Annotated in this window: 19 protein-coding genes; 8 read left to right on the forward strand and 11 right to left on the reverse strand. The window is 57.5% G+C overall.

The window, feature by feature from the left end:
• The 5 genes from rbfA to rimP form a co-directional block, all read right to left on the reverse strand.
• Positions 1–477, reverse strand: coding sequence for a 30S ribosome-binding factor RbfA (rbfA, locus tag QP381_RS03680; RefSeq protein ID WP_006681727.1), 477 nt, complete (start codon positions 475–477; stop codon positions 1–3).
• 238 nt (positions 478–715) lie between these two features.
• Positions 716–3,529, reverse strand: a complete 2,814-nt coding sequence (gene infB, locus QP381_RS03685; protein WP_219585761.1) for a translation initiation factor IF-2 — start codon at positions 3,527–3,529, stop codon at positions 716–718.
• 107 nt (positions 3,530–3,636) lie between these two features.
• Positions 3,637–3,960, reverse strand: a complete 324-nt coding sequence (locus QP381_RS03690; protein ID WP_207326483.1) for a YlxR family protein — start codon at positions 3,958–3,960, stop codon at positions 3,637–3,639.
• 24 nt (positions 3,961–3,984) lie between these two features.
• On the reverse strand, positions 3,985–5,031 hold the full coding sequence (gene nusA, locus QP381_RS03695; RefSeq protein WP_006681729.1) for a transcription termination factor NusA: 1,047 nt from the start codon (positions 5,029–5,031) through the stop codon (positions 3,985–3,987).
• 5 nt (positions 5,032–5,036) lie between these two features.
• Positions 5,037–5,510 carry a ribosome maturation factor RimP gene (rimP, locus tag QP381_RS03700; protein ID WP_285067849.1) on the reverse strand — a complete coding sequence of 158 codons (474 nt, stop codon included), beginning with the start codon at positions 5,508–5,510 and terminating at the stop codon, positions 5,037–5,039.
• 153 nt (positions 5,511–5,663) lie between these two features.
• Between rimP and QP381_RS03705 the strand changes: the two genes are divergently transcribed.
• Complete coding sequence (locus QP381_RS03705) at positions 5,664–6,752, forward strand: hypothetical protein (protein ID WP_285067851.1); 1,089 nt, start codon at positions 5,664–5,666, stop codon at positions 6,750–6,752.
• A 79-nt stretch (positions 6,753–6,831) separates the two neighbouring features.
• Positions 6,832–7,317, forward strand: a complete 486-nt coding sequence (locus QP381_RS03710) for a hypothetical protein (RefSeq protein WP_040318687.1) — start codon at positions 6,832–6,834, stop codon at positions 7,315–7,317.
• A gap of 77 nt (positions 7,318–7,394) precedes the next feature.
• Here the strand turns inward: QP381_RS03710 and QP381_RS03715 are convergent, their stop codons facing one another.
• From QP381_RS03715 to QP381_RS03725, 3 genes are all read right to left on the reverse strand, one after another.
• Positions 7,395–7,874, reverse strand: coding sequence for an S-ribosylhomocysteine lyase (locus QP381_RS03715; protein ID WP_006681733.1), 480 nt, complete (start codon positions 7,872–7,874; stop codon positions 7,395–7,397).
• 72 nt (positions 7,875–7,946) lie between these two features.
• Positions 7,947–9,911 (reverse strand): DNA primase, encoded by a 1,965-nt coding sequence (gene dnaG / locus QP381_RS03720; protein WP_006681734.1) that lies wholly within the window; start codon positions 9,909–9,911, stop codon positions 7,947–7,949.
• Positions 9,912–9,951: 40 nt separating this feature from the next.
• Positions 9,952–11,217 (reverse strand): deoxyguanosinetriphosphate triphosphohydrolase, encoded by a 1,266-nt coding sequence (locus QP381_RS03725; RefSeq protein ID WP_006681735.1) that lies wholly within the window; start codon positions 11,215–11,217, stop codon positions 9,952–9,954.
• Positions 11,218–11,313: 96 nt separating this feature from the next.
• Here QP381_RS03725 and QP381_RS03730 point away from each other — a divergent pair, with 96 nt between their 5' ends.
• Positions 11,314–12,441: a hypothetical protein gene (locus tag QP381_RS03730; RefSeq protein ID WP_141089661.1), complete on the forward strand. Its 1,128-nt coding sequence runs from the start codon at positions 11,314–11,316 to the stop codon at positions 12,439–12,441.
• A gap of 45 nt (positions 12,442–12,486) precedes the next feature.
• On the opposite strand, the gene aroD is transcribed toward QP381_RS03730, so the two are convergent.
• The 3 genes from aroD to QP381_RS03745 form a co-directional block, all read right to left on the reverse strand.
• Positions 12,487–13,287, reverse strand: coding sequence for a type I 3-dehydroquinate dehydratase (gene aroD / locus QP381_RS03735; protein WP_006681737.1), 801 nt, complete (start codon positions 13,285–13,287; stop codon positions 12,487–12,489).
• Between the two features lies 1 nt (position 13,288).
• Positions 13,289–14,461, reverse strand: a complete 1,173-nt coding sequence (dusB, locus tag QP381_RS03740; protein ID WP_040318728.1) for a tRNA dihydrouridine synthase DusB — start codon at positions 14,459–14,461, stop codon at positions 13,289–13,291.
• 88 nt (positions 14,462–14,549) lie between these two features.
• Positions 14,550–15,941, reverse strand: a complete 1,392-nt coding sequence (locus QP381_RS03745; protein ID WP_006681739.1) for a glycine--tRNA ligase — start codon at positions 15,939–15,941, stop codon at positions 14,550–14,552.
• Positions 15,942–16,098: 157 nt separating this feature from the next.
• Between QP381_RS03745 and QP381_RS03750 the strand changes: the two genes are divergently transcribed.
• The 5 genes from QP381_RS03750 to QP381_RS03770 all read left to right on the forward strand — a co-directional run bounded on the left by QP381_RS03750 (position 16,099) and on the right by QP381_RS03770 (position 20,004).
• A complete protein-coding gene (locus QP381_RS03750) occupies positions 16,099–17,163 on the forward strand; it encodes a metal ABC transporter substrate-binding protein (protein WP_006681740.1) in 1,065 nt (354 codons plus the stop codon).
• Complete coding sequence (locus QP381_RS03755; RefSeq protein WP_006681741.1) at positions 17,160–17,984, forward strand: metal ABC transporter ATP-binding protein; 825 nt, start codon at positions 17,160–17,162, stop codon at positions 17,982–17,984. Before QP381_RS03750 ends, QP381_RS03755 begins: the two co-directional genes overlap by 4 nt.
• On the forward strand, positions 17,981–18,943 hold the full coding sequence (locus QP381_RS03760; protein ID WP_006681742.1) for a metal ABC transporter permease: 963 nt from the start codon (positions 17,981–17,983) through the stop codon (positions 18,941–18,943). Before QP381_RS03755 ends, QP381_RS03760 begins: the two co-directional genes overlap by 4 nt.
• A 117-nt stretch (positions 18,944–19,060) precedes the next feature.
• A complete protein-coding gene (locus QP381_RS03765; RefSeq protein ID WP_006681743.1) occupies positions 19,061–19,498 on the forward strand; it encodes a Fur family transcriptional regulator in 438 nt (145 codons plus the stop codon).
• Complete coding sequence (locus QP381_RS03770) at positions 19,495–20,004, forward strand: VTT domain-containing protein (RefSeq protein ID WP_006681744.1); 510 nt, start codon at positions 19,495–19,497, stop codon at positions 20,002–20,004. The genes QP381_RS03765 and QP381_RS03770 overlap by 4 nt, the downstream gene beginning before the upstream one ends.
• The last annotated feature ends 6 nt before the right edge of the window (positions 20,005–20,010 follow it).

The raw sequence follows: 20,010 nt of genomic DNA on the forward strand, positions 1-20,010 counted from the left end.
TCAGGCGAGGTCCTGCTCATTTTCGTCGAAGCCGTCGGCTTCCTCGCTACCTTCATCGTCATCGTCGCGACGGTAGGGATCTGCATCTCCAGCGTAGGTAGCCCCGATCGACGAGGCCGCGATCTCTTCATCGCGCTTCTTCGCTGCTGCCAGCGCGTCTTCGAGAGCTGCCGCAGACTCGGGCAGGCCATCCAGGATGAATTCAAGGGTCGGGGTCAGGCGAATGCCTAGAGCCTTACCCACTTCGGAGCGAATAATGCCCTTTGCAGATTCGAATGCGCGACCGGCGCCTGCGCGGTCAGCATTATCGCCGAGGACTGTGTAGAAGATCGAAGCATGCTGAAGGTCGCCGGTCACTCGCACGTCGGTGATCGTGACGAAGCTGAGACGTGGATCCTTGATTCGACGGCCGAGCATACGCGCGACGGTCTGGTGAATACGGTCTTGAACTTTGCGCTGGCGTGCTTCGTCTGCCATGGCACTCCCCTTTTTTCTTCTGTCACCCGTTCAGTGGCTCATGATTTCAGTCGAACTGGCGTACTTGCTGGTATCCCATCGTAGAGGCTCTACCCCTCATCGGCTGAATGCTGGTGGATACCTCACGTTCAACGCACCTCTCCAAACGCGTTAGCTGCTTGGAACACACAGGTCGGGTGGAAACGAAACTCGCTTCCACCCGACACTACGTATGTCCTACAAGCGGACCATCACGGCCTCAGTCACGCGGCTTTTCGCGCATTTCCCAGGTTTCGATGATGTCGCCTTCGGCGATGTCCTTGTAGCCCAGCGTGATACCACATTCGTAGCCTTCGCGGACCTCGGTGACATCGTCCTTCTCGCGACGTAGCGACGCGATTTCGAGGTTGTCTGCGACAACCACGCCGTCGCGAACCAAACGAGCCTTGGTTCCACGCTTGATCGTGCCAGAGCGGATGATCGAACCTGCGATGTTGCCGAACTTGCCGGAGCGGAAGACCTGACGGATCTCTGCGCTACCGAGTGCGACCTCTTCGTAGATCGGCTTGAGCATGCCCTTAAGAGCGGCCTCAATGTCGTCGATCGCCGAGTAGATGACGTTGTAGTACTTGATCTCGACGCCTTCGGAGTCGGCCAGTTCTGCCACGCGTTCTGCGGGGCGAACGTTGAAGCCGATGATGACGGCGTTGTCGACCGTTGCCAGGTTGACGTCGTTCTGCGTGATTGCACCAACACCGCGGTGGATGATGCGCAGTGCGACCTCTTCGCCCACATCGATGCTGAGGAGTGAATCTTCCAGGGCCTCGACGGCACCGGAAACGTCGCCCTTGATGATGAGGTTGAGAGTATCGACCTCGCCTTCCTTGAGGACCTTATCGAAGTCTTCAAGGGAGACACGCTTACGGCGCTTGGCAAGCATTGCCTGACGTTCTGCTGCCTCACGCTTGCCAGCAATCTGGCGAGCAGTACGGTCATCGGAGGCAACCAAGAAGGAGTCGCCTGCACGCGGAACGGAGGTCAGACCAAGGACAGCAACCGGACGCGACGGACCGGCTTCAGAAACGTCATCCCCCGTGTCATCAAACATGGCGCGGACGCGACCGTAGGAGGAACCGACGACCAGTGCGTCACCGATGCGCAGGGTGCCACGCTGAACCAGCATGGTTGCAACGGCGCCACGACCCTTATCGAGGTTCGCTTCAATGGCAACGCCACGTGCTGCGGTATTGGGGTTAGCTTCCAGGGTCAGAGCAGCGTCTGCGGTCAACAGAACCGCTTCGAGCAGTTCGCGGATACCGGTACGCTGCTTTGCCGAGATGTCGACGAACATGATGTCGCCACCGTATTCCTCGGCAACCAGACCGTATTCGGTCAGCTGGCCACGGATCTTGTCCGGGCTTGCGCCTTCCTTATCGACCTTGTTGACCGCGACAACGATCGGAACGTTTGCTGCCTGAGCGTGGTTGATTGCTTCAACCGTCTGTGGCATGACTCCGTCGTCGGCTGCGACAACCAGGATCGCGATGTCAGTGACCTGAGCACCGCGGGCACGCATAGCGGTGAATGCTTCGTGACCGGGGGTATCAATGAATGTGATCGGACGCTTGCGACCTTCATGTTCAACGTTGACCTGGTAGGCGCCGATGTGCTGCGTGATGCCACCGTGCTCGGTATCGACCACATCGGTGTGACGGATCGCGTCAAGCAGCTTGGTCTTGCCGTGGTCGACGTGACCCATGACGGTAACGACCGGCGGACGAGGCATGAGGTTTTCGACGTCGTCGAGTTCTTCGGCCTCGAGGTCAATATCGAAGGACTCCAGTAGTTCGCGGTCTTCTTCTTCGGGAGAAACGACCTTGACGTCGTAACCGAGTTCTGCACCGAGTGTTTCAAAGGTGTCCTGGTCGAGCGACTGGGTTGCGGTTGCCATTTCACCAAGGTGGAACAGAACGGTGACCAGTGCTGCGGGATTGACCTCGATCTTCTCGGCGAAGTCTGCGAGGGATGCACCCTGGCGGATACGGATAACCTTGCCGTTTCCGCGAGGAATCTGAACGCCACCAATGACGGGTGCATTCTGCTGTTCGAACTCTTGACGTTTTGCGCGCTTCGACTTGCGTCCGCGCTGATTGCGACCGCCTCCGCGACCGAATGCGCCCGGAGTTGAGCCGCGTCCACCACGTCCACCACCGCGGGGAGCACCTCCGAAACCGCCACCGGCGTTTGCGCCGGGACCGCCCGCAGAGCGACCACCAGCGGGACGTGCGCCACCACGACCACGGCCACCACCGTTACGTGCGGGGCGATCATTTGCGGGGGCGGCGCCGGAAGCGTTGCGAGCAAAGTTTGCTTGTCCTGGCATCATGCCGGGGTTCGGGCGATTGGCACCACCGGAACGGTTACCACTCGGACGAGGGCTACCGGAACGGTTGGAATTGCCGCGTGTCGGGCGATCATTACCACCCTGCGGACGGCTGCCACCGGGGCGCGGGCCCGGACGAGGACCGGGGCGCGGGCCACCGGTACCACCCGGCCGAGGCATGCCCTGGCTGGACGCATACGGGTTGTTACCCGGACGCGGGCCACCCGAACGAGGGCCGGGACGAGGTGCAGAAGGACGTGGCGCGCTAGCGTCGTCCTTACTTTCAGCTTTTTGCTTGCCTGCCGGCTTGGGGCCTGCCGGCTTGGGGGCTGCAGGCTTGGGAGCACCCGGCTTGGGGGCCGAGGTCTTCTCAGCGCTCTTTGTTGCCTTCGGTGAGGCAGGCTTCGGAGCGGAAGATTGCGAAGAAGAAGCCTTCGATGCCGCAGTCTTCTTTTCGGCAGTCTTCTTTTCGGCGGGCTTCTTTTCGCTCTTGGTAGCGGTCTTCTTCGTTGAAGGGGCTTCAGCCGGGCCCTTCGATCCGTAGTGCTCGCGCACGGAACGCACAACTGGCGATTCCAATGCTGAGCTTGAGGCTTTGACGAACTCACCGTGGTCGTTGAGGTACGTCAAAAGTTCCTTGCTGGTGATTCCGAGCTCTTTGGCGAGCTCGTGGACACGCAACTTTGCCACTTTTCTCCTGTCCGGAAGCGCCTCCGGACGGAGACGCGTTACTTGTATTGCTGGCAGCTCATCGCTGGGTACTCATCGGGTGCCCATCGGCTTCCAACCCGCTTTCATTACTCGACGAGAGCACTGTGTGCTCGTGATGAGGCAACCTGGCCAAGCTGGTCCCACATGTGGGCGTCAATGTCGCCCTCGCATGAGAGTGCGCGTTGAAATGCCCGACGCTTGCGGGCGGTTTCGATACACGTTGGATCCGGGTGAATCCACGCACCTCGACCGGGTTGCGCGCTTGTGGGGTCTACGGTGCACACCCCATTTTTCGAAACAACAACGCGAATGAGATCCGCGCGTAACGCTCGACGTGAACATCCCACACACGTACGCACCATTACCGCGCCTTGTGGCACGGTAATCTGGTTCAGCGCAGGATGCGACACATGATCAGTTTAATCGAGCTGGGCTTATTCCTCGTCGTCCACGCATGAGCGACTGGTCACGTCATCAGGCATTGAGGTGCGCGAAACGTCTGCTTCTTCACCGTTTTCCGTATCAGAATGAATGTCGATATGGAATTCGGTCAGACGCGCGGCTAGGCGAGCATTCTGACCTTCCTTACCGATCGCCAGCGATAGCTGGAAGTCCGGGACGATCGCGGTTGCAGTGCGATTGTCGATCGAGTGAACGACAACGCGGGCAACGCGTGCAGGCGACAGAGCGTTTGCGACGTAGCGTGCCGGATCTGCCGACCAGTCGACAATATCGATCTTTTCGCCACCGAGTTCGTTCATGACCGCGCGCACACGTGCACCCATCGGACCGATGCATGCGCCCTTGGCGTTAATGCCGTCACGAGTCGGTGCAACGGCGATCTTCGTACGGTGTCCGGCTTCGCGTGCGATCGACTTGATCTTGACCAAGCCCTGCTGAATTTCGGGGACCTCGCGCTCGAAGAGACCGGAAACGAGGCCAGGGTGAGTGCGCGAAAGCGTGATGCGTGCGCCTTTTTCGGTGCGTTCAACGTTGACGACGAACGCGCGAATGCGGTCTCCGTGACGGTAGGTTTCGCCGGGAGCCTTTTCCGAGTCGGGAAGAACTGCTTCGAAGTCATCGCCGACCTTGACGATGGTGATGCGCCCGTCGCGCGACTGGTCAACGACGCCGGTGACGACCTGTCCCTTCTGGGAAGCAAAGTCGCCGAGAACCTTCTGATCGTCTGCATCACGCAGGCGCGCAATGATGATCGAACGAGCGGTCGTCTGGGCGATACGACCAAAGTTCTTCGGGGTGTCGTCGAATTCGCCGATCGGGTTGCCCTCTTCGTCTTCTTCGGTGGCGATCACTGCGACGCTACCGGTCTTCTTATCGATTTCGATTCGAGCCTGAGAGATGGCGCCGGGAAGATTGTGGTAGGCCTTGAGAAGGGCTTCTTCAATGGCATCGACGAGCCGGTCTAGGGACACGCCCTTTTCCTGCTCGACCATGCGCAGTGCTGTCATATCGATTTCCATGCGTCTCATTCCTCCGAAACGAATTCGACGCGCGGACGCGCCTTCTTAACCTGGGTGTATTCAATGGTAGTAGGCGTTCCATCGACGTTCAGCACAGCATGGAAATCAGTGGCGGATTCGACACGTCCGACCAGCTTCGTAGCGTCTTTGAGTTTGACGGCGACAAGGCGCCCAATTTGGCGCCCCCAATGACGAGGGGTGACCAGTTCACGCTCAGCTCCCGGTGTTGACACCTCAAGGAAGTATTCGCCATCGACGGGATCGACTTCGTCCATAATCGGGCTGACTGCACGTGACATATCGGCAAGAGCTTCCGAATCGACGCTGGCGCCGGGCTCGATTGCTTCGACGATCACTCTAACAATCTGCATTCCGGATTCTTTGACTCCAATAACGGAATCGAGTTCGAGTCCGAACCCTGAAGCGATAGGCGCTAAGCGTTCTTCAAGCGCCTCAAAGTGATGTTGTGGCTTCGCCACCATTCCTCCTACGTGTCCAACACGGCATTAGCTCCCCATCGTACCCGCCTTGAAACATGACATGATTTGAAGGTGCATCTTGTTGATCATCACACTCAGACTGACCGAGCCACTTCGTCGCGACCACTTCGGCGTCGCCGAATCGCCACCTCGGTGAGCATCAGTATCGCTTCTGCCCTGATCCTCAGCGCCTGCACGTCAACGAATATCCCATTTTTGACGCGAACACTTCAGATCCCGTCAATGTCTGACACCGACATCATTCGCGATCGCGCTGCGCGCGCTGATCAGGCAGCAGCGATTCGCGCTCAGGGGTTCGCTTCCCTTGCTTCATCGTGTGAGTCATGTGCCACTGCGCTTTCAACTTTTTCTACGCAGGCTCAGGGACGCGCAGATTCCTTGGGTGGGGTCTGGCAGCCGTGGGGAACTCAGGTGCCAGACAATGCCAAGAACGTTCCGGATATTGCCGACGCGCCACTTTCGATTGACGAATTCATCGCGTGGAACGAAACAACTGCTCTTCGAGATCTTGCAACCGCATCAAATCCCGAGGCTCTTGACGGCGGACAAGCCGTTGCCCTCACTCAAGTGGCTTTGAGTCGCTACGCCGATACTCAGGGGCTTGCTCTGACGTACGGGATTGGTACACGCATGCAGAGTCAGAGCCTCCAGACTCTCAACTCTCGCTTCAGCATGAAAACAGACAATAGGGAGCTCGCGGCGCTGTCAACATGGGGAATTGACCAGGAACCCCTTGAGAATGGCACGATGTTGACCACGCTCGAAATAAGCGACGAAACAGGTGAAAAGCTTGCAGCTTCCACGGAGCTCTCCGATTCTGTCGCACGCTGGGATTGTGTTGCTCAGTCACTGCCGACTGCTCAGTTAAAGAACCAAGTCATTTCTGATGCCAGCATCAAAGCCGATGAACTATTCAGCCGCGTCGATGAAACATTAAAGAATGGTGCAACGGACACGCGCGCCATGAGGTGTTCAATCGATACGTCCAGCGCTGACGCTATTTTCTTGACTCTGATTGAAGCCGACCTTCACTTGGTGAATACGTCTGACGAAAGCCTGCGGACAATCGGCATTCAGGCAGCCCTCGATGATATTCGCTCATGGATGGGTGTTGCCACGATGAGCTCTCTTCCATTGCCGACCCCCGTTCCCGCCGAGGGCACTGACGACTCCCCGTCATCTCAATCCGTTGCTCGCACCGAATCCGGACAGAGCAACTAACTGTCCGTCTTGGAAGCCCGCTTTTCGCAGGACGCCACCTCGCCCAGCCGGGCAGATGGCGTTTGCTTACAATGAGCCCATGACTACCGTTCTGCCCGCGTCCGCTCTTGGCCTACTCCCCGATAGTGATCGCAACCCCGTCGCTGAGCAAGTAGGCGATGACCTTTGGGTTGTCGCCGGCGCTCATGCGCTGATCCTGACTTCCGCCACCGCGATCATCGACTCCGCAATGTGGTACGAGGCCGCGACCGCTCAATGGGAGGCTGAAACTCGTCAGTTGTCGGTCACCTGGGTTGATCCTCAACGCCCGGATTGGACGCTGACGACAGTGTCTGAAGATCCGCACGTTCTGATGCGGACCATCAGTGACCGCGTCAATCATTCGATCGTGATTCACAAGGCCTTGAAGGTGTCGAATGGAACGCAAGTAGCGGCATGGATTCGGCGCGCGGAAGACGGAAAGCTGTTTTCTGTTCTGATTGCGCTTGGCCCGCTTGACGAGGCTTCCCAGAAGGAAGCAGATGCCTTCGAACGCGATTTGCGTGAGAGCGTGGGCCTCGATTAGGTCTATTCCCCAGTAATACACGTGTCGGCGAAGTCTGTGACCTCGCCGACACGTTTTTCAGTCGCTACAACGCGCCTCTAGTCGTCCAGCAGAGTGCGCACAAAAGGATCAATGGAGAACTTCTTATCCAGGATGGCTCGCGCCCATTCTTTGGCGGAGAACAGTGAGTGATCACGGTAGTTACCGCAGGACACGATGTCGGTGCCGGGAACCTCATCCCAAGTGATCTGGTCAGCGATTGCTTCAAGGCTGGAGACAACGGCTCGTGTGACTTCTTCAATGCTTGGGGTGCCCCACGTAATCAGGTGGAAACCGGTTCGGCAACCGAACGGCGAGCAGTCAATCACTCCATCCATGCGGTCGCGCAGAAGGGATGCCATCAGGTGTTCGATCGTGTGCAGACCACCGGTTGGGATCGCGTTTTCATTCGGCTGGACGAAACGCAGATCAAAGTTAGAAATCGCATCCCCCCTCGGGCCGTGTTCAACGGCAATCAGGCGAACATAGGGTGCTTTCACTGCAGTGTGATCCAGCGCGAAGCTCTCAACTTCAGCCATGGTGGCCTCCTTGGGGTCAAACATGTCGGTAGCACGGCACCGGGGAAGCCAGTGCGAGAAACGATCAACAATCTAGTCGCGTTCACGCAAAGAACGTCGTCGCTGTTCAAGAGTGACCAGGTATTCGAATGTTTCTTGATACTTCGGGTCGTCTTCATTCATACGCTGAAGCTGAGAGCGAATGTCGGCTGTTTTGCGATTCAGGTCCAGTCGAACCAGTGCGTTCACAACTCCCTTGCAGTAGGAACGCATTTCGTCTTCGCGATCCTGAGGAAGTTCGACGACTGCAAGTTTGGTGATAATCGGTTCAATCAATTCGCCTGCTTCTTGGCGAATATCATCCACGAAACGACGTGTCGCCACCTCTTGCGCATAGACACTATCGCCTGTTTCGTCCTGTGCTTTCTTCAGCTGACGAGCAAACGCATCGACGCCACCAACCGCTTTAACCGCATCGAATACGGCTCTGCGCGTTGGATGAGTAAACGTCGCACCATCGATGGAATCGAACTGCGTGCCAATGAAATAAATCGGCTGTTGCAAAACTGCTTCCAACGCCTGGCGTTCCACGCGCGAGACGAGATCTTCGGGTTCGGGGCGCGCTTGAGGTTGCGGGCGACCAGCTCCAGCCATGTGGTTATTCTGCGCACTGTCGAAACGCTGGTATCTCCCGCGTGATAGTGAACGAATCTGGTTTTGCACGAAACGAGGATCCATGCCAAGCCAGCCGGCTAGCAGGCGTTCGTACTCCATCCGTAATGCGCGATCTTTAATGTCAGCAACGATGGGAGCAGAAGCTTCCAAAGCCCGAACGCGTCCTTCGGGGAAATTGAGGTTCGATTGGCGAAGGATCGAACGCAAGACGAATTCAAACAGTGGAATACGCGAGCGAATCAATTCAACAACCGCGTTCTTCCCACGATTAATCATGATGTCGCACGGATCCATCCCCTGAGGATCAACTGCAACAAACGTTTGAGACGCAAAGTTCTGGTCTTCTTTAAACGCGCGAAGAGCAGCCTTTTGGCCCGCCTCGTCACCGTCAAAGGTAAAGATCACTTCGGAACCTCGTGCCTGCCCACTGGATAGGACAACCCCGGCAGCAGAATCCGCTGAGTCGCCCAGCAGTCGGCGGACAACGCGAACGTGCTCGGATCCGAAAGCCGTACCGCAGGTAGCAACCGCGCAGGTCACACCGGCCATATGAGCAGCCATCACGTCCGTGTATCCCTCGACAATGACGACCTTACGGTTCTTGGAAATCTCTTTCTTCGCCAAATCCAGCCCATACAGCAACGTGGACTTCTTATACAGCGGAGTTTCGGGGGTATTCAAGTACTTCGGGCTCTGCTTGTCTTCGTCGTTCAAACGCCTGGCGCCAAAACCAACGGTTGTTCCCGTGATATCCCGGATCGGCCACATGACGCGACCGCGGAAACGATCAATCAGACCTCGCTGCCCACGCGACGCCAAACCGGACTTTTCAATCTCTTCATCGGTAAAACCACGTGAGCGAAGCATGCGCGTCAGAGTGTCCCAGGAATCGGCTGAGTAACCGACGCCAAAATGCCGGCACTCTGCAGGTCCGAACCCGCGGTTGCCTAAGAACTTACGGGCAGGCAAGGCCTCTGGAGTTTCAAGCTGTTGTTGATAGAACTCTTCAGCAATTCGATGCATGTCGATCAGACGCTGGCGCCTGCCGGGCTGTTCACGCACCGTCTGAGAGCTTCCCTCTTCGTACCGAAGAGGGACACCCGTCATTTGAGACAGGTATTCAAGAGTCTCTGGGAAGGAAAAATTATTGATCTTCTGAACAAAAGCGAAGATGTCCCCGCCTTCTCCACACCCGAAGCAATGCCAGAGACCCGTCGTCGGATTAACGGTGAAACTCGGAGTGCGCTCATCGTGAAAAGGGCACAACCCCTTCAAAGAGTTCATTCCGCCGCTACGCAAAGTGACGTGTTCACCTACGACACGAGCAACATCAATTGCCTGTCGTAAGCGTTCCTTGTCTTCTTCAAGAATGCGTCCGGCCATAGACGCTAGTCTACCGATCCGTTCACCGTTTAGCGCACGCTCACAATTGGGTTGAAAGCATGCCACACCACTGGGCGTGCCAGCGTGATGCGGACGCATCCGTCAGCGACGCGACCTGGTCAATCACCACGCGCAAACGCTCATTATCATCGTTCGTTTGACGCCAGTTTTCAGCAAAAAGAGGCTCCAAAGCCGACGGTCCAGCTTCGAAAAGAGCATCCACCAAGTCCGCCAAAAGCGTGCGCTGCTGGTAATACACCGGCTCGTTCTCACGCGGGCTCATCACGAAGTGAACAGCCAGCCCCTTCAAGATCTGGATCTCTGCACGAGCCTCGGGAGGAACAACCAGATCCGCACGGTATCGTCCCAACGGACCGGCACCAAACTCAACACGAGTCGCGCTGACCGTAGAGGCACAGAAACGTCCGATCAGTTCGGATGTGAAATCTTTCAATTCCGCGAGCGCACGATAGGAACCATCAAAGGATCGTGGCCATTCGGGCATACGAAGCAGACGTTCAATCGCCAGTTCCAAATCGGTGCGGGCAACACCTGTCCCGTACCAGTTGATCGTCGAGTCAATAATCTCATTCAGTGTCGATTCATCGCTGAGGGATGCAACGTCGCATTTACCCGTTGCGATGGCATCTTCAACGTCATGCACGGAGTAGGCAATGTCGTCTGAGAGATCCATGATCTGTGCTTCCAAGCAACGTCGACCAACGGGTGCTCCCTGACGCATCCACTCGAAAACGTGAGCATCATCTGAATAGACGGAGAACTTCTTTGCTGACTTCATCGGATCCGGCCCCTGGCCTTTCGCCCACGGGTATTTACAGATCGCATCCAGTGTCGCCTTCGTCAGATTCAACCCCGCCGGATGCCCATCATCGGTCAGCACTTTCGGCTCAAGTCGGCTCACTAGACGCAGAGTCTGCGCGTTTCCTTCAAAACCACCGCAATCGCCGGCAAGCTCATCCAAAACCCTCTCGCCATTGTGCCCAAACGGCGGGTGTCCAAGATCGTGGCTCAGGCACGCTGCATCCACCACGTCAGGATTCGCGCCCAATTCTTTACCCAGTTCACGACCAACCTGCGCAACCTCAAGAGAGTGCGTCAGACGCGTACGAACAAAGTCGTCAGTGGCCGGGCCTAACACCTGAGTCTTCTCACCCAGACGACGCAAACCCGACGAGTGCACAATTCGAGCCCTGTCGCGTTCGAACGCTGTCCGCATCGCTGACTTCGAAGGTTCAGGCCACATACGTGACTGATCCTGGGACGAATACACGGGCACGAGCACCATGGCACTCCGAGTCATTTCAGGGCTTTCATTCACCATATAAGCCTATCCCTTGGGAATGGGCAGACGAGTTATCCACATCTGTGACACGATGAAAGGGTGAAACACCACGAGCCTCGCCCACACGCCGTCCGCACCCTGCTCGTTCACCGATCCAGGCGCGGTCCTAGTCCCTGGTGGCATTCCTGTGCGCTCGCGACGATCCCTACTTCTCTGTCTGCGGATAACGCTGCTCAGATTTCCACTGATGCACTGACCTTACACAATGCCGGTTTTGATACCGTTCTTGTCACTCTTGATGACCCGATTCTGCTGGTTCATCCGAAGTCGCCGTTGCCAGAGTTTATTCATCAGTTGAAAGCGCGCCGCCAGCGTGTGATTGTGCGTATCCCGAATGAAACATTCGTGTCTTTGGGGGCGCGCGGAGCGGATATGGAAAACCGCGTCACGACGCTCCTTCTGAGGACGCGCGGTGCCCTCAACGCTGGCGCGGATGGTGTTGATTTGGGCGTGTGCGCCGAAGAGTATGAAGACTCCCCGATCCGCAGGGCGCTTGCGCGAGAGCGTTTCACTGCTCTTGTCCGCCAGGTTGAAGCAGAGTGTGCAACATTTGATTCTCAGCCGATTGTGACGGCACGCCTGTCTGGCTTTGACACTCCCGCCATTATGTCTCACCTTGAAGACGAGTGGTTCCATCATCTGTACGATGATGCGCTACGAACTGCTTCTTTTGACGCTCCAAGCCTTGAGTTGGTTGTTTCAGATTCGCTGTCTATCCGCGATCGTATTGGTGCGGTTGCTCCATGGAACGTTGATTGTCTGCCCGCCGATCGCCAGTCGGATGCGGATCGTGCGTTAACGCTACTTGCGCTTGGTCTGCCGGGTGTGTTCCACGGTCGCCTTCGTGAAGAAAACGTGGTCGAGCAGGTCAGTGCGACCTCGTACATTCGAACGGCGCTTGCCCTGCGATCCGAACGCAAGCTGGGAACGCACGCGCTGGGCGTACTGCACGGGTTGGAGTGGGCGCGCCCCGACACTCTTGTCTATCTGAACTCCGACGTGATGATCGTTGTGAACACCGCCGATCAGCCTCTCGCTCTTCCGCCCGGTTCCCAGATCCTTGTGGCGAGTTCCCAGAGTAGCCATGGTGTGGTCGCTCCCAGGTCGTGCGCGTGGGTAAGTGTCGCCCGCATCCAGCCGGCACCGACCGCCGAGTTCTCTGGCTGACGGATCCACGACCACCGTTTCGATTTCCGCTTTCGTGCGCGCCTTTCAGCGTTGAAGGGTGACGAGGCCACGCCGGGTTTCTTCAACGCTGAGCTGACCTGGGGCGCTAGAGGACGACGCTGAAGCGAATGTTGCCGCGCTGGCGAATGTGTGACCGCAGATCCTGGTGATCGCACCGAATTCACCCATTCCAATGCCGATAACAGGAAGGGCATAGGTTCGTGACGCTCTTAGTTGCGCGTCCATGATCCTCAGTGCGTCCTCGGGCCGATGAGTCATATAGGCAATTTTGAGCACGTCGGCGCCAGCTTTTGCCATCGATGCGAATACTCGATCAATGTCAACGGTGAGGGGCGTTCGGGTGAAATCATGGTGCGACGCCACGGCGATGCTACCGGCCTCGTGAATCTCTTCAACTATGTCGATTGCACCCGGGTGACAAATTTCAAGGTCGATCGCGTCGGCGAAGGTGGCCAGGATGGCAAGAAAGTCCGTGTATTGACCGTCAGAAAGATCAACGAGGCCCCCTTCGGCGACTGTGCGAATTGTTGCCAACAGAGGAAGCGGGCTCTGATCCGTCACGAGCTTGAGTCCAGTGCGTAATAGGCCTTCACGCTCGCTCGCTTGCACCGAGGCAAGGAGTGGGTCAACGCGCCATTCAATCAGGTCGGGCTGAGCGCCGGCGACATCCGTGATCTCGCTTGTTAGCGATTCCAGTGAGGCGCTCATCAGCGAAGAGATGACGGCCGTTGGAGCGCCCCCTCCGATGTTGAGCATTCCTCGCGGAGTCGACGCATGACCAATCGTCACTTCAGTTGGGATGCAATCATCGCAGGGATTCGACATATCAGCCTCCACTGACATCGGATTCAGCAAGATGAAGGGTCTGGCGTTCAGCATCGCTCAGATAGGGAGAGTCCAACCACCCATCGGGTAGGCGTGGCGTCTTTTCACCGCCGGCGCGACCGCGAGCTCCCAGCGCCGCCTGCGGATACTCCTGATCGAGGTCCAGCATGTGGAGAAGATCGTGGAGTTCTTCGAGGGTCGACACCATTGAGAGCGCGTGACGAGTCGGCCCGCCGATCGCGAAGCCTCGCAGATACCAGCCGACGTGCTTGCGCATTTCGCGGAGGGCCCGCAGTTCATCGCCCTGGTCTTCAATGACCCATGCGGCGTGCTTTTCGATGATGTCCGCGATATCGGAAAGACTCGGGTCGCTAAAGGCAGGACCACCCATCAGTGTCGAAGTCAGGTCGGTAAACAGCCAGGGGCGCCCCTGGCATCCTCGACCAACGACAACTGCATCGCAACCGGTTTCATCCATCATTCGCTGCGCATCTGCGCCGGAGAAAATATCGCCGTTGCCGAAGACAGGAATACGCATCGCGTCTTTCAAACGCTTGATCTGCGTCCAGTCAGCGTGACCCGCGTAGTGCTGGGTTTGCGTGCGCGCGTGGAGGGCAACCGCTGCGACACCGCGATTTTCAGCCACTTTCGCAGCGTCGAGGAACGTAATGTGATCGTCGTCGATACCAACGCGCATTTTCACTGTGACGGGAATATCGCGACCAGCTGCTGCTCCGGCCCTGTCCGCAGCACCAACAACCGCGTGTACAAGATCGTCGAACAGGTCGCGCTTCCACGGAAGGGCAGCTCCCCCACCCTTCTTCGTCACTTTCGGAACCGGGCACCCAAAGTTCAGGTCAATGTGATCCACCAGGTCGCGGTCAATAAGGATCGATGTAGCCTGAGCCATCGTTGCTGGATCGACGCCGTAGAGCTGGATGGAGCGCACGCGTTCGGCGGGGTCTGGGCGCACCATTTCCAATGTGCGCACATTACCTTCAACGAGGGCGCGCGACGTTACCATTTCGCAGACGTATAGGCCGGCGAGTGCGTCCACGCCTTTTTCTGGAGTGACCTGAGCGTTCGAGCTGGAAGGATTCAACCAATCCGGCAGTCCTTCTTCGCCCATCTGTCGACATAAACGCCGAAATGGCACATCGGTTACTCCCGCCATCGGGGCAAGAACGATGGGCGACCATACGCGCAGTGGCCCGACCTCAAGAGCTAAGGTCGGGCCAAGCGTTGATTCGGATGGAATCAAATCAGCAAGCTCCGAGCTTTTCGATGAGGAGCTTCTTGACGTTCTCAAGCGGAATACGTTCCTGAACCATCGAGTCGCGGTCGCGGACGGTCACTGCCTTGTCTTCAATCGAGTCGAAGTCGTAGGTGATGCAGTACGGGGTGCCGATTTCGTCCTGGCGACGGTAGCGACGGCCAACGGCGCCCGCATCGTCGTATTCGACATTCCAGATGGAGCGGAGGTCTGCTGCAAGTTCACGTGCCGGGCCGGTGAGCTCGGGCTTACGCGATAGTGGCAGGACAGCTGCCTTCACGGGGGCAAGACGCGAGTCGAGGCGCAGAACGGTGCGCTTGTCGACGCCGCCCTTGGTGTTGGGGGCTTCGTCCTCGTGGTAGGCCTCGATGAGGAATGCCATGAGCGAGCGGGTCAGACCAGCGGACGGCTCGATGACGTAGGGAGTCCAACGTTCGCCGGTGGTCTGGTCGAAGTAGTCGAGCTTCGAGCCGGAGGCTTCGGAGTGGACACCCAGGTCGTAGTCGGTACGGTTTGCGATGCCTTCGAGTTCACCCCATTCGGAGCCCTGGAATCCGAAGCGGTATTCGATGTCGACGGTGCGCTTGGAGTAGTGCGAGAGCTTTTCCTTTGGGTGCTCGTAGAAGCGCAGGTTGTCGGGGTTGATGCCAAGGTCGGTATACCAGTCGCGACGGTAGTCGATCCAGTACTGGTGCCATTCTTCGTCGGTGCCCGGTGCGCAGAAGAACTCGAGTTCCATCTGCTCAAATTCGCGGGTACGGAAGATGAAGTTACCGGGGGTGATTTCGTTACGGAAGGACTTGCCGATCTGGCCGATGCCGAACGGCGGCTTCTTGCGCGAGGCTGCCGCAACGTTTCCGTAGTTGATGAAGATACCCTGAGCGGTTTCGGGGCGCAGGTAGTGCAGACCGGACTCGTCGTCGACCGGGCCGAGATAGGTCTTGAGCAGGCCAGAGAATGCGCGAGGCTCGGTGAACTGACCGCGGGTGCCACAGTTGGGGCATGCGACGTCTCCGAGAGGGACGTCATCCGGGTTGTCGATGCCGTGCTTAGCAGCGTGAGCTTCCTGCAGATTATCTGCACGGAGGCGCTTGTGGCAGGAGGTGCACTCAACGAGCGGATCGGTGAATGCCTTGACGTGACCGGAAGCAACCCAAGTCTGACGAGGAAGGATGACGGAGGAGTCCAGACCCACGACGTCTTCGCGGGAGCGAACCATGTACTGCCACCACTGCTTCTTGATGTTTTCCTTCAGTTCAACGCCGAGCGGACCATAATCCCACGCTGAGCGAGTACCACCGTAAATATCGCCACATGGGAAGACGAATCCGCGACGCTTGGCTAGGGAGATAACGGAATCAAGACGAGAAGGCGCTGCCACTTTGTGCTCCTTGTTTTGGCGGCCACACCTGGCTGGCGCAGCCTGCGATAGTGGGAGTCTATCGAACTTAGCGACGGCTTCGTTGACAGGCTCAGTGTGACGCACACCCCCCTTCCCACTATTGGCAATGATTACCATTAAGGGTGAAACTTGAAACATGAAGCTGTCTCGTTCTGTTGTTATCGCTAGCGCGCTCGCTGGCTCTTTCGCTTTGGCCGCATGCTCGGGCACGACGACCACCCAGTCGGCGTCAGATACCTCCGCATCTGGTTCATCATCACCTCTGAATGTGATGGCGTCCTTCTACCCACTGAAGTATCTGACCGAAGAAATCGGTGGCGACCTTATTAAGGTCACCTCGTTAACCCCCGACGGTGCCGAACCGCACGATCTTGAGCTTTCTCCCGCCACCGTCGACCAGCTTGGCAAGGCCGATGCTGTCGTTTATCTAGGGGGCTTCCAGTCCGCAGTGGACGAAGCTGTTGAGCACAACGGCCCGGAAACGGTTATCGACGTCGCTAAGGCTGTTCAGCTTGTTGATGTTGCAGAAGACGGCAATCACCCGGCTGAAGCGGAAGAAGAAGGCGACGCTACCGAGTCTGATTCGCACGATCATGAAGCAGATCATGACGACGGCCATCACATGGCCTCGAGCGAAACCGCTGAGTCCGGTGAAGAAGCTGAGCACCATCACCACCACGACATGACGACTGACCCTCACTTCTGGCTGGATCCGGAACGCATGGGCCAGGCAGCAACGGCTATCGGTCAGGCTCTGGCCAAGGCTGATCCTCAGAATGCTCAGACCTACACATCCAATGCTGCGACACTCACCAAGAACATGAAAGATCTGTCGACCGAACTCGTTGACGCAACAGCAACCTGCAAGCACCAGACCTTCGTCACTGCTCACACCGCATTCGGCTACCTTGCAGACCGCACTGGCCTGACCCAGGTGGGCATCTCGGGTCTGGATCCCGAATCCTCGCCCTCGCCGGCGCGCCTGGAAGAAATCTCCAAGCTCGTGAAGTCGGAAGGTATCACGACGATCTTCACTGAAGCTCTCATCGACCCAAAGGTTGAGCAGACTCTTGCTGACGATCTTGGAATCCAGACCGCGGTTCTCGATCCGATCGAAAGCCAGGTTGATTCATCCAAGGACTACGCAGCGGTCATGCGTGACAACATCACAGCTCTTCAGACGGCTCTGTCCTGCAAGTGAGCAACACCAAAAACTCGGAAGCGGATGTCCCTGAGGTGGGGATATCCGCTCCCGTCATTTCACTGGATAATGTCCACGTTGCGTGGGATTCTCACCTCGTTCTCCACGGGATCGAGTTCGATGTTCACCCTGGGCAAACTGTTGCCCTGACGGGTGCGAATGGATCAGGAAAGTCCACGACTCTCCACGCCATTCTTGGTACCGCTCCGATTACCCGCGGATCGATTCACATCTTCGGTGTTGATAACACTCAGCGTCGCGCGGTCAACTGGGATCGAATCGGCTATGTCCCTCAGCGCATCAGCGTTGGTGGTGCAGTCACGTCCAGTGCTCTGGAAGTTGTGAAGTCAGGTCTTCTTGGCTCAAAGAAGTGGTGGAGCCTTCCCGGAAATACAAAGAAGGCAATGGCTGCGCTGAAGAGAGTCGGGTTGGCACACCGCGCCAAAGACTCGATGTCGATTCTTTCGGGTGGACAGCAACAGCGAGTCCTCATCGCTCGAGCACTCGTCCGCAATCCCGATTTGCTGATCATGGACGAACCCATGGCCGGCATCGACCGGACATCTCGAGAGCGCCTCGCGCGAATCGTTAGCGAAGCAAAAGCTGAGGGAACAACGATTCTTGTCGTACTCCACGAGCTCGGCGAACTCGGTCCGCTTCTCGATAGGGAACTCCACATCGGTGGGGGACACGTCACCTACGACGGGCCACCTCACATCAGTGACGACCATGAACAGCATTCCGATGGTGGCGGCCATCATCACGGGCATCCACATCCGCAGGCCGGGCCAGGCCTCGTCGACGATATTTGGCAGGCATGATGATCGCGACAATTATCGACGGACTCACCTCACTGCTGACCTCGTCCCTCATGCAACGCTCACTTCTTGCCGCTCTCATCGTCGGCTTGTCAGCACCCGTTGTCGGCACCTACTTAGTGCATCGCCGACTGGCAATGCTCGGTGACGGAATCGGGCATATTTCGCTGACCGGCGTAGCGCTCGGCTGGCTTGCCGGCACAATGGCGAACGCGAACCCACAAGATTCGTGGGCGATCCCAGGGGCGATGATTATTTCGCTTGTGGGAGCTATCACGATCGAATTAGTCCGCCAGTCTGGGCGCACGTCTGCTGACGTGGCGCTCGCGATGCTGTTCTATGGTGGCATTGCCGGCGGTGTCCTTCTTATCGGTCTTGCCGGTGGCACTTCAGCCCAGCTGAATTCTTACCTCTTCGGCTCGATTGCAACCGTGACATGGACTGATATCACGCTGATTTCAGTCCTCGGAATCCTCATCTTGGCAGTGGGAGTCGGTATTGCACCAGCTCTTTTCTCAGTGACGAACGATGAAGATTTCGCGCGTTCAACCGGACTACCCACGAAGACACTGTCGATGATTATTGCCATCCTGTCTGCCCTGACCGTAGCTGTTGCGATGCGCGTTGTGGGATCGCTACTGGTGTCCGCACTCATGATCATTCCCGTTGCCATCTCACAACTGATGGCACAGTCATTTCGATCAACGATGGCATGGGCCATGGTTTTCGGCGCAATCATCTGCATCACGGGACTGTCTTTCACATACTTCATCGATCTGTCCCCGGGCGCATCCATCGTCGTATTCGCGATTGCCCTGTACGCGATCGGATTCATCATCAAGGGACTGGTCGACAGGCACCAGCGTGCGTCAAAAATGGCGAATGTGCGCGCCCACGTCGCTCACCCCGAACACCAAGACACCCACTCAACACAACAGAATCGCTCCCGTACCCGGCTGTGATCAGACACAGTGCCACTATCACGGTCGGACAGAAACGAACCGAACCGATATGCTCAGGCTGTGCCCCTGAGCCACCCATCCACCCGATTGACTCGACGCAAAACTGGAGGTCCGAAAATGCAACGCATGACCAAGCAACGTCAGGCGGTTTTTGCCGAGCTGACTCGGGTACCTGATTTCCGTAGCGCCCAGCAGATTTTCGAAGACCTGCACAAGCAGGGACTCAAGGTCGGTCTTGCGACCGTCTACAGGAACCTGCAGGCTCTTGCCGACGGCCGCGATGTGGACGTGTTGCGTAGCGCCGATGGAGAATCCTTGTTCCGCGTATGCCATTCATCAACGCACCACCATCATTTGGTCTGTCGCACCTGCGGGCATACTGAAGAGATCGAACTGGATATGACCGAGAAGTGGATTCGCGATAATGCGTCCGCGCACGGTTTTACGGCTGTCGAGCATTCCGTTGAGTTGTTTGGCCTATGCCAGACGTGTTCGGCTGGCGTGGCAGATGATGAGGGCCCTGCGGGCGCTCAGTCGTCTAAGGATGCTCAGTGATTCCCTCGTGGGCCGATCACGGCTCGACGCTTTTTATTGCCCTCTTCGTGATCGTTTTTTGCCGAGCCCAGGGAACCTATTGGTTGGGTCGAGGTGCCGCGCGTGGCGCGTTGGCTGGCGCCGGGAAAGATGGTGTGCGGGGTTCGATTGCCCGCTGGTTTAACGGCCCTACGCCGAAGCGCGGTGCGAAGCTGTTGGACACATGGGGGTTGATCATCATTCCCCTGTGTTTCCTGACCGTTGGTATCCAAACTGCGGTAAACGCCGGTGCCGGCTTAGTCTCCATGAAGTGGCGCACATACACGCTAGCGATGATTCCTGGTTGCATCGCATGGGCAATCCTGTACGGCATGGGGCTGCTGGCTATTTGGATGGCATTGCTTGGCACAGTTGCTGGCTCCTGGTGGGGTCGCACGGGAGGCCTTGCCGTCGCCGCTGTTGCCATTGGAGTCATTGCATGGCGCAAGCGCACCTCCAGCGAGCCTGCTACCGTCCGCGTCGACTGACTCGTT

This window comes from Pauljensenia sp. UMB6358 (assembly GCF_030216865.1).
Lineage (GTDB): Bacteria > Actinomycetota > Actinomycetes > Actinomycetales > Actinomycetaceae > Pauljensenia > Pauljensenia turicensis_A.